Origin of the sequence: Lysinibacillus sp. NPDC056185 (assembly GCF_047737915.1) — a bacterium.
Taxonomy (GTDB): Bacteria; Bacillota; Bacilli; order Bacillales_A; family Planococcaceae; genus Lysinibacillus.
Genome location: NZ_JBLLLQ010000023.1, coordinates 42,297 through 54,525, shown reverse-complemented (window position 1 = coordinate 54,525; position 12,229 = coordinate 42,297). Strand labels below are relative to the sequence as shown.

At 33.5% G+C, this 12,229-nt stretch carries 15 protein-coding genes and 1 pseudogene; 7 read left to right on the top strand and 9 right to left on the bottom strand.

Annotated elements, in window-relative coordinates; all coding sequences use genetic code 11:
* Window positions 1-18 precede the first annotated feature (18 nt).
* Complete coding sequence (locus tag ACMZ42_RS19495) at window positions 19-705, top strand: ArsR/SmtB family transcription factor (RefSeq protein ID WP_370083399.1); 687 nt, start codon at window positions 19-21, stop codon at window positions 703-705.
* Window positions 706-741: 36 nt separating this feature from the next.
* Here the strand turns inward: ACMZ42_RS19495 and ACMZ42_RS19490 are convergent, their stop codons facing one another.
* Window positions 742-1,632: a DMT family transporter gene (locus ACMZ42_RS19490; protein ID WP_415732454.1), complete on the bottom strand. Its 891-nt coding sequence runs from the start codon at window positions 1,630-1,632 to the stop codon at window positions 742-744.
* A gap of 164 nt (window positions 1,633-1,796) precedes the next feature.
* On the opposite strand from ACMZ42_RS19490, the gene ACMZ42_RS19485 reads away from it, so the two are divergent.
* Both ACMZ42_RS19485 and ACMZ42_RS19480 read left to right on the top strand, forming a co-directional pair.
* Window positions 1,797-2,468: a response regulator transcription factor gene (locus ACMZ42_RS19485; protein ID WP_415732453.1), complete on the top strand. Its 672-nt coding sequence runs from the start codon at window positions 1,797-1,799 to the stop codon at window positions 2,466-2,468.
* Window positions 2,468-3,703, top strand: coding sequence for a sensor histidine kinase (locus ACMZ42_RS19480; protein ID WP_415732452.1), 1,236 nt, complete (start codon window positions 2,468-2,470; stop codon window positions 3,701-3,703). Before ACMZ42_RS19485 ends, ACMZ42_RS19480 begins: the two co-directional genes overlap by 1 nt.
* A 52-nt stretch (window positions 3,704-3,755) precedes the next feature.
* Here the strand turns inward: ACMZ42_RS19480 and ACMZ42_RS19475 are convergent, their stop codons facing one another.
* From ACMZ42_RS19475 to ACMZ42_RS19460, 4 genes are read right to left on the bottom strand one after another with little or no spacing between them, the layout of a single operon-like run.
* Complete coding sequence (locus tag ACMZ42_RS19475) at window positions 3,756-4,310, bottom strand: ferric reductase-like transmembrane domain-containing protein (protein ID WP_415732451.1); 555 nt, start codon at window positions 4,308-4,310, stop codon at window positions 3,756-3,758.
* Window positions 4,311-5,210, bottom strand: coding sequence for an FAD:protein FMN transferase (locus ACMZ42_RS19470; protein WP_415732450.1), 900 nt, complete (start codon window positions 5,208-5,210; stop codon window positions 4,311-4,313). It lies immediately after the preceding gene.
* A gap of 13 nt (window positions 5,211-5,223) precedes the next feature.
* Window positions 5,224-5,466, bottom strand: coding sequence for a hypothetical protein (locus ACMZ42_RS19465; protein WP_370083393.1), 243 nt, complete (start codon window positions 5,464-5,466; stop codon window positions 5,224-5,226).
* Window positions 5,467-5,478: 12 nt separating this feature from the next.
* On the bottom strand, window positions 5,479-6,129 hold the full coding sequence (locus tag ACMZ42_RS19460) for a copper amine oxidase N-terminal domain-containing protein (protein ID WP_370083392.1): 651 nt from the start codon (window positions 6,127-6,129) through the stop codon (window positions 5,479-5,481).
* Between the two features lie 269 nt (window positions 6,130-6,398).
* Between ACMZ42_RS19460 and ACMZ42_RS19455 the strand changes: the two genes are divergently transcribed.
* From ACMZ42_RS19455 to ACMZ42_RS19445, 3 genes are all read left to right on the top strand, one after another.
* A complete protein-coding gene (locus ACMZ42_RS19455; protein ID WP_402870451.1) occupies window positions 6,399-6,866 on the top strand; it encodes a LytTR family DNA-binding domain-containing protein in 468 nt (155 codons plus the stop codon).
* Window positions 6,867-6,947: 81 nt separating this feature from the next.
* Entirely contained in the window at window positions 6,948-7,463 is a 516-nt protein-coding gene (locus ACMZ42_RS19450) for a hypothetical protein (RefSeq protein ID WP_370082615.1), read from the top strand.
* A gap of 15 nt (window positions 7,464-7,478) precedes the next feature.
* The gene (locus ACMZ42_RS19445; protein WP_370082613.1) at window positions 7,479-7,865 is read left to right on the top strand and encodes a DUF3021 family protein; all 387 of its coding nucleotides are present in this window, start codon (window positions 7,479-7,481) and stop codon (window positions 7,863-7,865) included.
* Between the two features lie 110 nt (window positions 7,866-7,975).
* Here ACMZ42_RS19445 and ACMZ42_RS19440 read toward each other — a convergent pair whose 3' ends face one another.
* Window positions 7,976-8,995 (bottom strand): DUF418 domain-containing protein, encoded by a 1,020-nt coding sequence (locus tag ACMZ42_RS19440; RefSeq protein ID WP_415732449.1) that lies wholly within the window; start codon window positions 8,993-8,995, stop codon window positions 7,976-7,978.
* 239 nt (window positions 8,996-9,234) lie between these two features.
* On the opposite strand from ACMZ42_RS19440, the pseudogene ACMZ42_RS19435 reads away from it, so the two are divergent.
* Window positions 9,235-9,351: pseudogene (locus ACMZ42_RS19435) on the top strand (RNA-guided endonuclease TnpB family protein); the annotation flags it as partial.
* A gap of 109 nt (window positions 9,352-9,460) precedes the next feature.
* Here the strand turns inward: ACMZ42_RS19435 and fic are convergent.
* The 3 genes from fic to ACMZ42_RS19420 form a co-directional block, all read right to left on the bottom strand.
* Window positions 9,461-10,063 (bottom strand): protein adenylyltransferase Fic, encoded by a 603-nt coding sequence (fic, locus tag ACMZ42_RS19430; protein WP_415732448.1) that lies wholly within the window; start codon window positions 10,061-10,063, stop codon window positions 9,461-9,463.
* Between the two features lie 201 nt (window positions 10,064-10,264).
* On the bottom strand, window positions 10,265-11,503 hold the full coding sequence (locus ACMZ42_RS19425) for an ATP-binding protein (protein ID WP_415732447.1): 1,239 nt from the start codon (window positions 11,501-11,503) through the stop codon (window positions 10,265-10,267).
* 1 nt (window position 11,504) lies between these two features.
* The gene (locus ACMZ42_RS19420; protein ID WP_415732446.1) at window positions 11,505-12,203 is read right to left on the bottom strand and encodes a response regulator transcription factor; all 699 of its coding nucleotides are present in this window, start codon (window positions 12,201-12,203) and stop codon (window positions 11,505-11,507) included.
* Between the last annotated feature and the right edge of the window lie 26 nt (window positions 12,204-12,229).

Below are 12,229 nucleotides of genomic sequence, written 5' to 3'. Positions count from 1 at the left end.
CAGAAAGGATTGTGACAAATGAGTATTAATCCAAATATGGCTGAAATTGCTTCTCTCCTTGGAGAAACTTCAAGAGCTACGATGCTAGCTAGTATGATGGATGGTCGTTTTCATACAGCAAGTGAATTAGCTTATATGGCTGCCATTAAACCCCAGACAGCTAGCTTTCATCTTGCAAAGTTAGTAGACGGTAAACTTGTGAAAGTAGAGAAACAAGGCCGTCATCGATATTTTCAATTAGCAGACGAAGAAATTGCTCATTTACTAGAATCCTTCCTAGCGATTTCTCCACCACCTGAAGTACGCTCATTAAAGCAATCAAGCCAAATGAAATTACTACAAGGTGCAAGAACTTGCTATGACCATTTAGCTGGTAAACTAGGTGTTCAATTAACAGACTCTTTGGTTAACGCAGGCTATTTAAAACTAGAAGAAAAGCAGTTTCTCATAACAGCTGAAGGTGCACAATTTTTTATAGATTTCGGTCTTGATTTAGATGATTTAAAAAGAAAGCGTCGATCATTTTCCCATGCATGTTTGGATTGGAGTGAACGACGTTATCATCTAGCTGGTGCTCTTGGTCAAGGAATGCTTACACATTTTTTAAGTTTGGGTTGGGTGACTCGTGTCCCGTCTATTCGTGCCATTAAAGTGACTGAAAAAGGAAGGGCTGGCTTTAAAGACGTTTTTCAGTTAGATGTATAAACTAGCACAGGGCTCTGCCTACTTTCCGCGGACAGTCTATATTCGACTCCCCGCGGATATTTTTTTTGCGTTAGCCGTAAAGTTACGGTTCACCAAATAAATACCGACAATTATAAACAGCCCTCCTACGACTAGCGATGGTTTTAATGGTTCATTTAATAGTATCCAGCCTGTTATCACGCCGAAAAAAGGAGCTAAAAACAAAAAGGCACTCGTTTTTCCAGGATCACTATTTTGTAAAAGATAATACCAGCCGGCAAATTGAACAATTGACGAGAAAATGCTAAGCCATAATAAAATGGATACTGAATGAACATTCACAGTAAAAAATGGTTGTTCTAACACGAAACTTGCTATTAAAAGTAGTAAACCACCAAAAAGCATTTGATAGGCTGAAAGCACCCATGTATCAAATGATACTCCCCACTTTTTAGCTAGTAATGTCGCAATTGCCCAAAAAACAGCTGAAAGAAAACCAAAAAGAATGCCGATTTCACCTTCAATCTGTATACCCATTGTAATCGTAACACCAATTAACCCCAAGAAAACACCACACCATTGATACAATCGGTAACGCGCTTTCGTAAATATTGTAGCGAATATAACTACAAGCAAAGGATTCGTAAACGTTAGAATAGAAGATTCACTTGCTGTAATTGTCCGTAAGCTTAAAAAAATACAGCCCATTACACCCGCAGTTTGAAATGCTCCAATCGTTAAAATTTTCATCCAGCCTTCTTTTGAAGTAGGATGAGGTCTTTTTAACGCTAATACGACGACAGCCATCAAAATCCCTGCCAGTAGAAAGCGGAGTGCAGCCAATAACAGTGGAGATGCATAAGGCAATCCCAATTTAACAATGGCAAACGAAGATCCCATTAAAAAGGTCGTTAAAACTAACAATGCTGTAAATTTATAAATATTCATTATTTGTCCCCCTATTTCTATGTTTAAGAACATTATAGACAGGAAAAACTTCAACTCTTATCGAAGTATGGAATACATATCATGGAGTAAGGAACTTTTTTCAGTTTCATTTCATTTTTATATGCGTATACTTAGTTGAATATAGTAAATAGGAGGAAGCTGCTTTGAAAATATTACTAGCAGAAGACGATGCACGGTTAAGAAGAAATATCGTTCATATTTTAAAGAAAGAATTTCATAATGTGACTGAAGCGGAGAATGGACAGGAAGCGCTAGACCATACGCTTACAGAACAATATGATCTTGTTATTTTAGATTGGATGATGCCGCACCTTAGTGGAATTCAAGTGTGCCAGCAGCTACGAAACACTGGATTCAATGGTAGTATTTTAATGCTAACAGCGAAGGACGACACAGAGGACATCATTAAAGGTCTTGATAGTGGCGCAGATGATTACATAGTAAAACCATTTAAAATAGAGGAACTGTTAGCAAGAGTTCGCGCATTACTACGAAGAAAAGATAAAGTGATAGAACAGGTCATCCAGATCGATCAATTACAGCTGAATGTAGATTCTCGTGTGTTTTTGTACAATAATGAAGTAGTTGATCTAACTAAAAATGAATTTTTACTTTTGGAGTATTTATTTATCAATAAAAGTCGTGTACTAACTAGAGAACAAATTTGTATTTATATTTGGGGCTACGATTACGATGTTTCGAATAATTCCTTAGATGCTTTAGTCAAGCTTGTTCGAAAAAAAATTGATGATGGTCAATCCAAATCACGTATTCAAAATGTTAGAGGGATTGGCTATAAACTGAGGGAAGACTAATGTTTCATAAAACGAAAAAAAAATTATCCTATTTGTATGCAACGCTTTACTTTTTGTTATTTTCACTATTCGTTATTGTTATATACTTTTCCCTCGTAAAATTAATGGAAAATCAACAAATAAACGAATTAGAAGACTTTTATGGTAAGCAAGAGCATGATTTCTTTGAACATGTTCATGCAGACACTAAAACTTTAAATTTTGACCCAAATCGCAGTTTTTTTTACTATATTTACACAAAGGATCATAAGTTTGTCCATGGTGATGAATCTTACAAGGGACTGAAAAATCAAATTGAAAAAGCGTTAGGGAATAAAAATCCAGATGAGGAGCTCATACAACATTATGAATGGCAAGAAGAGCATTTTCTACTTCTAAAAAAGCCAATTTTCAATGACGATACAGTAGCAGGTTATATAATCGTTGGTAAATCTGTGACGTCACAGCATCACTTTTTCCAAATGACAAAGTATTTACTAATAGTATTAACTTGTATTTCTACGGTCTTAATCGGTCTACTGGCTTATTATATGGCGGGTAAAGCGATGATCCCTATTCAATGGTCGTTCGATAAACAAAAAAAGTTCGTATCCGATGCTTCCCATGAATTACGAACACCATTAAGTATTTTTTATAGTTCACTTGAAATTTTAGAAGATGAGGAAGCAAAGCAATTAAGTCCTTTTGGAAAAGAATTGATTGCGGATTTAAAAGATGAGGCTGAAATAATGAAAGAGCTCATAGATAAACTACTGTTCTTAGCAAGACACGATCAGCAGCAGGTCTCCATTCAAAAAGAAACCATACCGTTATCAACTTTACTCAAAAAAGTGAGCACGAAATTCCAAAGGATTATGCCTCCTGAAATCCAGTTTTCTACTGAAATCCAAGAAAACATCGAGCTGCTTGGTGATGCTTCAAAGATACAAGAGCTGCTCTATATTCTTTTAGACAATGCGATAAGATATACAAATAGTGGAGCAATAACGCTTGCGCTTTTAAAAAATAAAGAATCTGTAAAAATTACTGTTGCTGATAGTGGCGTTGGTATGACTGAACAGGAATTGCCTTTAGTGTTTGAGCGATTTTACCGAAGTGATGCTGCTCGTCAACGAAATGGCACTGGCTTAGGTCTGGCCATAGCAAAAGCAATAGTTGAGCAACATGATGGGAAAATTTACGCGACAAGTAAAGTAGATCAAGGCACTACATTCCATATTGAATTCCCTATATAAATATTGTTTAACTTAAAGGAAGCGGGGCTTTTTAAAACAGCCCCACTTCCTCTTAATTATTGTGTGACGTTGAAATATTTACTCTTTTCATGAACTGGCTTATTGTTCTCGCTACCAGCACTAACACCGTAATTCCCCCAGAAACTACATAAAACATGATAATCAACGTATTTTCTGTATCCGTTCCTATTAACACTCCATGAGCAAGTGATAATGCCCATGCTGGTAACACAAGAAAGTGTAGCTTTTTCCATAACGAGCGATTCATTGTTCGAATCCATAAATCCGATGTCATGATTACCATTAAAAATAAATAAAATGCTATTGTTCCAAGTGCCGATGGTAGAGACTGATATTTAGCGGAGAACGGAATTAAAATCCCCATTATACTATAAGGCTGATAATGATCGATTAAAAGCACTAACATATGCGCAATTACGGTAATTAATCCTAGCCATCCAGCATTTTGATGTATATGATAAATTAAGTTTTTATGGGATTTGACAAATGATGCTTTTCTCAACAAACCAAATATAATGGAAATTGTAAAATAAAAATACGCTAAAAACCCTAATAATCGAATCCATTCCCACGTACTGATGATCATTTATTTCACCCCCGTCATTCTCCAGTTTGCTACTTGCCCTTCTTTAACAAGGAAGCGGGCACTTTGTTGACAATTATTTTCGAACCATTGCTGCAATTCACCTTCATCCATAAGAAAGCATAGTTTGGCACCAACCTCTGCATCACATAATGAGGACGTTACGACTGAAGCTTGTAAGACTTCTGTATTGGCTATTTCACCTGTTTGTCCGTTTAATAAATGATGTTTCTTCATGGATCCTTGCATCCAGCTTCTATAAACTCGATTGGATGTAGCGATAGCACCTGTTTTCATTTTGATGGAGCTAATTTCCTTGTCGATATCCCAGGCATCTGCAACACCAATTGTCCAAGTTTTTTCCCCAGAAGACCACATTTTCATATCCCCTCCCCCGTCTATTAGTCCGAAATCGGGAGATATCTCTTGCTCAAGCCACTTCGCCAATTTTTCAATGGCATACCCTTTGGCAAATCCACCTAAATCAATTTCCTGCTGAGCTACCTTCATTACTTGTTCATCGCCTAGAAATTGAAATGGTTGATCTGTAATCAGAGGTTTGTTTTGAAATACCTTGATGTTAGCTGCATCAAATGGAAAAGATTGATTGTAGCCATGCTGTTCTAATTGGCGTTTAAGATACGGTGAAAATAAACCGTTAGAAAGTTGATAATATTGATTTGCTTGCATTAAACAATCATACAGTAACGAATTAATGCGTAGCGTTTCTCCAATTTTCAAATCATTTAGTTGTGATAATTCATTATTCACTTGAAATCTTGACCATTCTTTTGCTACGTATTGAAGCCATTTCTCCGCTTTATCTTTCCATACGAAATAAACACCTTTTGGCATAGCTATATAAAATTCAGTATTCATTATTTGCAAAGTTAGTGTATCCACACGACCAACTCCATTAAGTTCTTTTCGTTTTGCGCTCGCTTTTAACAGCAGGCTGACTTGTCATTTCAAAGTTTGTCCAATCCAGCTGAGCTAGTTCTTTTTCTTTTTCCGTCATATTTTTCTGATCTACTTCCTGAATATTTTTTGTACGTGTAGTTTCGGCTTCTGTTGGATTGTTAATTTGGGTTAGTATCGCTGCAGATAAAAGTATCCCTGACGCCCCTAATACCCATTTTGCCTTTTTCGGATCTTTCATAGTGCTTCCCCCCTAATTCGTAATTGGTTGGCAGACAAATGTTTGATTATTTTCTTGCCACTCTGCTATATAGCCTAAGCCATTCGTTATTGTACTAATCGGTACATATAATTCTTCATTCATGTAAAATACTTGTGCAGGAGATGGTGTTTTCACATTGTTATCATAAACAACGTTAGTTCCTGCTCGGTAAATTAATTCATTTGCTCCATTTCGGACGTCTAAAATTTTACTTTCTTTGTAAAATGTCGCTTTTGCTCCTAGGGCCTGTGCTACTGCTTTACCCGGTACAAAAAATTCACCGTCTTTTGGTACAATAAAAAAGCTTAGCTCCTTATTTGTCCCTTCTACCTTTAACGTGACTTTTTGAGAGTTTATAAAAGGTAGCACTTCTTTATCTGCAGCAACTGTTCGTGTCCAAATATTCCAAGTACCTTTCGCACTTACTGCGTCTTGAAAATAATAAGTTTCCCCTTCTTCTTCATCGTCATAGTAATATTTCTTATCGTCATCATCATCGTCGTCTTTATAGTCCTTATATTCTTTATACTTTTCATGTTTTTTATCTTTATGTTCGTGATCATCTGCATGTACGACTACGTCATTTGTTATAAAACCTGTCAATATAAGAACTACAACAAGACTAATTTTTTTCATCTTCATCTACACTACTCCTTTCCTTTGACTTCATTGTAGGTTTTAAAAATGATATAAGACTGAATTTTTCAAACAAATTTTTACATACAATAAAAAGCCATTTCTACGGACAGATTCCTCTGCTTAGAAATAGCTTAGTTCATAAATCTATGATTCTTTTGTATATCTTGGTAAAAACTATCCTACAATTATAAAAATCAGCGTAACATTTGATATACTCTTTACATTCACTTTAAATTACTAACAACCAATTTTGAAAGGAAAATATGTCTTAAATGAAGGTTAACATTAAAATTATAGAAAAACTTAAAGAAGAATCATGTACATTTAACATTCACAAAGTAACGTCTTTTATTCAAGATATCGTATCAACTCTTGAAAAAAGCTCCGACAACTATTTACTAGCAAAGTCTACATCCAAAAACGAACAAGAAAAAATTCCTTATTCCAATATATTTTATTTAGAATATCTTGAACGAAAAATATTCATTTATACAAATGATACTATTTTTGAAACAAAAAGCCCTTTATATAAATTGGAGCATGATCTTCCCAATAACTTCATCAGAATCTCAAAAACGATCCTGATCAATATTCATTTTTTAAATAAATTTTCGGTTAAACCTAACGGTAATCTTGAAGCAATTCTATCGAATGAAGAGAAAGTAATTGTGTCAAGAAAATATGTATCTTCTTTGAAAAAGACACTAACAAGATATTCCAAAAGCCCACTTATGTATTGATTTTCACCACATATGTTTAGACGTATTTCTTTATTCCCTCTTTGATGCCATTATGAATAACATCAAAGGAGGCAATAAAGAATGTATAACATCATTAGAGAAGTAGTTTTAAGAACGCCATTGTCAGTATGGATATTATTAATTATTTTAACAAAAAGAGGTATCGCTATTTCCCAGGAAAGGCCAATCAATTTATCTAAAATGTTTTTAGTTCCTTTCATATTTATGATATGGGGATTTGAAAAAATGATCTCTCAATTTTCTCACTTAGAAATTTGTTTGATTAGCTATTTCTTTTTCATATTTCCTGGGACTTTAATTGGTTATTTGTTGTACAAAAAATATCAAATGTTCTTCAAACAGGAATCAGTAATCATCAGAAAGAAGTGCTATCTTCCATTAATCATTATTCTAATAAATTTTTTAGTGAAGTATCTCTTAAATGTAACTTTAGGCATCTCGCCATCATTTTATAATGACCTTTCATTTAATATCATTTATTCTGCCATAAATGGACTATCTATCGGACTTTTCTTCGGAGGAATTCTTTATACATATTATGTACAAAAAGAATTAAACAAGCCTATCTTATTTTGAGAGGAAGACATTTCGTTGCAATTAAAAAACAGACTATTTTCAGGTTTAGGCACTGGTGCATTTATTTATATGATGGTTTTACTATCGAGAAAAAATATCATTTCTTCAGAAGCTGAGATTATTAGTGTATTCATAATCTCAGCTTGCGCAGGTATTTTTACAATCATTTTTGACATTGAAAAAATGAACTATTTGTTTGCTTTAGTCATTCATTTTATCATGATGTTTCTAGTAGTCTTTTCTATATCTTTATATAACAAGTGGTCAGATCATTTTCTAAGCGTAGATTTCCTTGGTGGTTTTTTATTACTCTATTTGTTTGCTTGGATCATAACACTGATTAAGACTAAAAAAGAGGCGAATGAACTCAATTCCTTACTAAAACAGATAAGAAATTTTTAAAGGGATGCATTGGGTCACATTTAGTCTAGTGACCCCTTAATGCCCTATCACGCAAACGAATATAAACTTAAACTTTGTTTTTTCAGCATATTTTACGGTAATTAGGTAAATCAAGCTTCATTAAAACTCTCTTTAATGATTTTTTTCTTATTCGGAACTTTCGCCCAATAAGTAAAGTATCGTAATAACAATTCAACTGGCCCCATTTTAAAATACTTTAACCATACTATACTAAAAGTAATTAAAATAGCGTGGATTAAGAAACACACTATTAATGAATGAATAGGTGTCATACCAATTAGGAAGCTAAATACAATTAGTAAGGCACTTTGCGCAAGATAATTTGTTAAAGACATTTGTCCATAAAATTTTAATGGAGATAATATCATTTTTGCTCTATCCCATTGTAAAATAATAAGGAAACTGCTCATCATCATAAAAGGAACAATATAATCTTCTAGCATTTCTGTTCCTGCAGGAGTAATGTCAATTGACAGCTTTATATAAAATAAAGATACATAAGTACAAATATTAACTATTAAAAAAACCGAAATATACTTTAATTTCCCATGCATATTTTCAAAAAAATTAAATTGCCCCATCGTAAAACCTAGCATCATCGGTGCAAACCATTTACTTATGTTGGATAGTAAATCTAGCCATACTATTCTCTCACCATAATACGGTTGATAAAAAGCTGTAACAATAGATAAGGCTATTAGTGAAATCGTTATTATTAAGTTGTTCCATTTACTTCTTTTAAAAAATATTGCCATAAACAGGCCAAGTACTGCATACACCATTAATACATCGGTAATCCCTGGCGGTGCATATAATGTATGAATCAGTCCTAGTACAAATAAAAAACCGATTCTGCGGAAATACAAAAGGTATCTATTGTTTATTTTTTGTTTGGATCGATTCATAAAAAGATAACACCCAAATCCAAATAAGAAGAATAAAATAGGGTAAAATTCCCTGTTGAATATAGAATATAATACTCCGTGTAATTCATTATAGTTGGACGAATCCATAACCTGAAAGCTATTCACAAGAAGTACCCCCAGCAAGGCAAACCCTCGTAAGTAATCCATAGTGTCTATTCTTTCATACGTATTTAATTTATTCATTCAGAATCTCCTAATAGAAAACTATATTTTTTAGCATTAATACATAAAAAAGCTACTGTTTTTTTCATTTTGCCAGCTCCTTATTTTTGATACTTTAAACATAAACGTTATCTTTTGATAAATGAATGACTGTTCCCTTACAATATGACTTTTAATCTTACTAAATTGTAAAACTTGATTTTCCAAACGGGAAAGCCTACTCCTTCAGGTGTGGGATGAGAGTGAGGTCGGATACGTTTAAAAGTGTGTTTAAGAAAGTGAAGAAAAATAAATACAAGGTTGGTCCTGTGTTAAAGAAGCCAGTGTCTTTTCGGAATAACCAAAACTATTCTTTTGATTTCGCGCACATTTCAATCAAAGATACCTAACATCTTAGTTTTAATCATAAATAAAAGGAGCTATTTAGTTAGCTCCTTTTTTGCCCCTATTAAAAAGTAAAAAAGGACTGAATTTCAGCCCTTTCTATTATAAATCTTCTATATCATATTCAGTATATCCCTCATAATAGTAGCTAATATCAATACCCTTCATGAAAACTTCACGGCTATTAATTTCATCTAATAATGCTTGTTGGAGCAATTGCTTAATTTCAACGTCTCTAATCGGACTACGTTCCATCGCCAACAAGTAATCTTCCTTATCAATCTTATTCCATTCAACAACCCTTTGAAGTTCTTTTTTAAAGATTAAATCTAGCCAAATTCTAGTAGCTCTACCGTTCCCCTCTCTGAAAGGGTGAGCGATATTCATTTCAACATACTTTTCAACAATTTCATCAAAAGTTGTTTGTGGCATCGTATCGATATGCTCTAAAGATGCTCTAAGATACATGATTGGAGCAAATCGGAAATTCCCTTTTGCTATATTGACCTCTCGAACCTTTCCAGCAAAGAAATAAATATCCTCAAATAGATAGCGATGAATTTCAGAAAGACCCTTGAAAGTGCCTACTTCTAAGCTATTTATTTTCCCTGAATCGTATAACTCTTTAGCTTTCTTCTTTGAAAGCCGTTCTTCTGTTCGATTCAATTCAAGTTGATTTGTGATACCTAATTTATTTTCAAGCATCGTCATACTCCCCTTAATTCTTTTTTAATTTTCGCACTTTCTAGAAAGTATAAGCAAATTATGACTGCCTACAATATTGCAGCCATAAGAGATATTTCTTTGTATGATTGTTTTTGATTATAGCATAAATAGCATAGATACCAGCTATAGCACTAAAAACGAAAACCACCCATGAGATTATTGTAAGTATACTCATTCATTCTAAAATTTTATGAAGCTTATTGTAAATTTTGTATAGGCATTTTTCTCACTTTCAACTTTTATTAAGGCTTGATGCGCTTCAATAATTGCTTTTGTTAACGCCAAGCCAATCCCCGTCGAATCATGTTTTTTAGAACTATTTGCTTTGTAGAATCGATTAAAGATATGCGGTAATTCCTCAACTGCAATCCCCTCTCCAAAGTCTTGAATCACAAGTTCCGTATAAATGGGTGTATCTTTGAGTTGAAGTGTGATTTTATCACCATGTTTGGAATGCTCAATCGCATTCTTTAACAAGTTCACCAAAGCTTCTTGCATCCATAATTTATCGTGGAAAACTACTATTTCTTCCGGCTCATCCCAGTCAATTAACAAATCTTTTTCATTGATCATATTTTCCAAACGATTTAAAACTTCATGAATCGTTTCCACCAAGTTTAACGGCTCTTTATCAAATGTAATAGCTCTTGCATCAATTTTCGCGACTTTTAACAAGTTTTGAATCAAGACATTCATTCTGCTGATTTGAACTTCATTATTTTGCAATAATTGAACTTGCTGCTGACGGGGCAAGTCTTCATTCAATAACAATTCATTGTAGATGGATATCGTCGAAAGCGGTGTTTTTAATTGATGGGATATGTCTTGTAATATTTGACCTAAAAACTTCTTTTCTTCAAGCAAATCACTCATGCTTTTTCTAATAATATCTTTCATGGAACGCAAAGAAATTACTAGTTTGGCAATATCGCCTTCTTTATTTTCATTTATTGTAACCGAGTAATCCCCTTCGATTATTTTTTTGGCAGTCGAAGTAAGTTGTTTGATTTTATTGAAGAAAATAGTGTATTGTATGTAATTTGCCAAAAACAATAGACATCCGAAAATAATCAACCCCCAAAAAATTGATTGATTATGGCTAAAAATATTGTTATTTAAAAGTGGAAAAAGTTCTGTCTCCAAATCTTCATATAATCCATATTGTTTAAAGATTTCTCTTCCTTTTTCCTGATACTCATTGGAATCAGAAGAATTGCTTGTTAAGACTTTCATAATTTCTGCTTCATTCTCAGGATTTTGTTCAACCAATCTGGCGGTAATTTCCCCCCAGGTTGTAATCGAATCACTTTTTAAATGATCGTAAAATAGTTGATGTGTCATATACTGATAGATAATAAATAGAAAAAATAAAGCGAACATTATGATCATATAGCCTTTTATCTCAGTATTTTTTATCATGTTACTGTCTGCACACATCCTTATCCCAACGATATCCTAATCCTCGTTGGGTGATGATAAACTGTGGATTTTTTGGATTATCTTCGATTTTGTCTCTTAAGCGCATTATATATACAGATAACGTATTTTCATCAAAAAACACTTCATCACCTTCCGTAATTTCCAGAAGAATTTCATCTCTTTTTAATACTTTGTAAGCATTCTTCATAAAAGTTAACAGAAGCTTATATTCTAAATTCGTTACTGGGACAATTTCTTGATTTTTATAAACCTTGACTTGATTCATATCAATTTTTATATTCTCAGATGTTAAAATCAATGAAGCTTCTTCTAACTTTGTTTGTTTACGTAATTGCACTCTTACTCTCGACATAAGTTCTCTAACTCGGAAAGGTTTTGTTATATAATCGTCCCCACCAATATCTAGTCCCATTACTACATTCGCTTCTTCGTCAAGGGCGGTTAAGAAAATAATAGATATGGCATCGTTTTGTTTTTTAAAGTGCATGCATAGATCATAGCCATTTCCATCTGGAAGGTTGATATCTAATATAGCCAACTTAAAAATAGTATGATCAAACTGGTTTCTCGCTTCTTTTACACTAGAAGCTCTAATCACCTCATACCCTTCGTTTCTTAATGAAAACTCGATGGCTAAACCAAGAGCCTCATCATCTTCAACCAGTAATATTTTATTCAAAAATACCCTCTCCTTCCTCTAACTCC

Bases quoted from the DNA above. Each gene is read 5' to 3' on its own strand.
- ACMZ42_RS19475 (WP_415732451.1), bottom strand. From the start codon at position 4,310: ATGATCATCAGTACGTGGGAATGGATTCGATTATTAGGGTTTTTAGCG.
- ACMZ42_RS19495 (WP_370083399.1), top strand. From the start codon at position 19: ATGAGTATTAATCCAAATATGGCTGAAATTGCTTCTCTCCTTGGAGAA.
- ACMZ42_RS19490 (WP_415732454.1), bottom strand. From the start codon at position 1,632: ATGAATATTTATAAATTTACAGCATTGTTAGTTTTAACGACCTTTTTA.
- ACMZ42_RS19460 (WP_370083392.1), bottom strand. From the start codon at position 6,129: ATGAAGATGAAAAAAATTAGTCTTGTTGTAGTTCTTATATTGACAGGT.
- fic (WP_415732448.1), bottom strand. From the start codon at position 10,063: ATGCTTGAAAATAAATTAGGTATCACAAATCAACTTGAATTGAATCGA.
- ACMZ42_RS19455 (WP_402870451.1), top strand. From the start codon at position 6,399: ATGAAGGTTAACATTAAAATTATAGAAAAACTTAAAGAAGAATCATGT.
- ACMZ42_RS19480 (WP_415732452.1), top strand. From the start codon at position 2,468: ATGTTTCATAAAACGAAAAAAAAATTATCCTATTTGTATGCAACGCTT.
- ACMZ42_RS19425 (WP_415732447.1), bottom strand. From the start codon at position 11,503: ATGATAAAAAATACTGAGATAAAAGGCTATATGATCATAATGTTCGCT.
- ACMZ42_RS19440 (WP_415732449.1), bottom strand. From the start codon at position 8,995: ATGAATAAATTAAATACGTATGAAAGAATAGACACTATGGATTACTTA.
- ACMZ42_RS19465 (WP_370083393.1), bottom strand. From the start codon at position 5,466: ATGAAAGATCCGAAAAAGGCAAAATGGGTATTAGGGGCGTCAGGGATA.
- ACMZ42_RS19450 (WP_370082615.1), top strand. From the start codon at position 6,948: ATGTATAACATCATTAGAGAAGTAGTTTTAAGAACGCCATTGTCAGTA.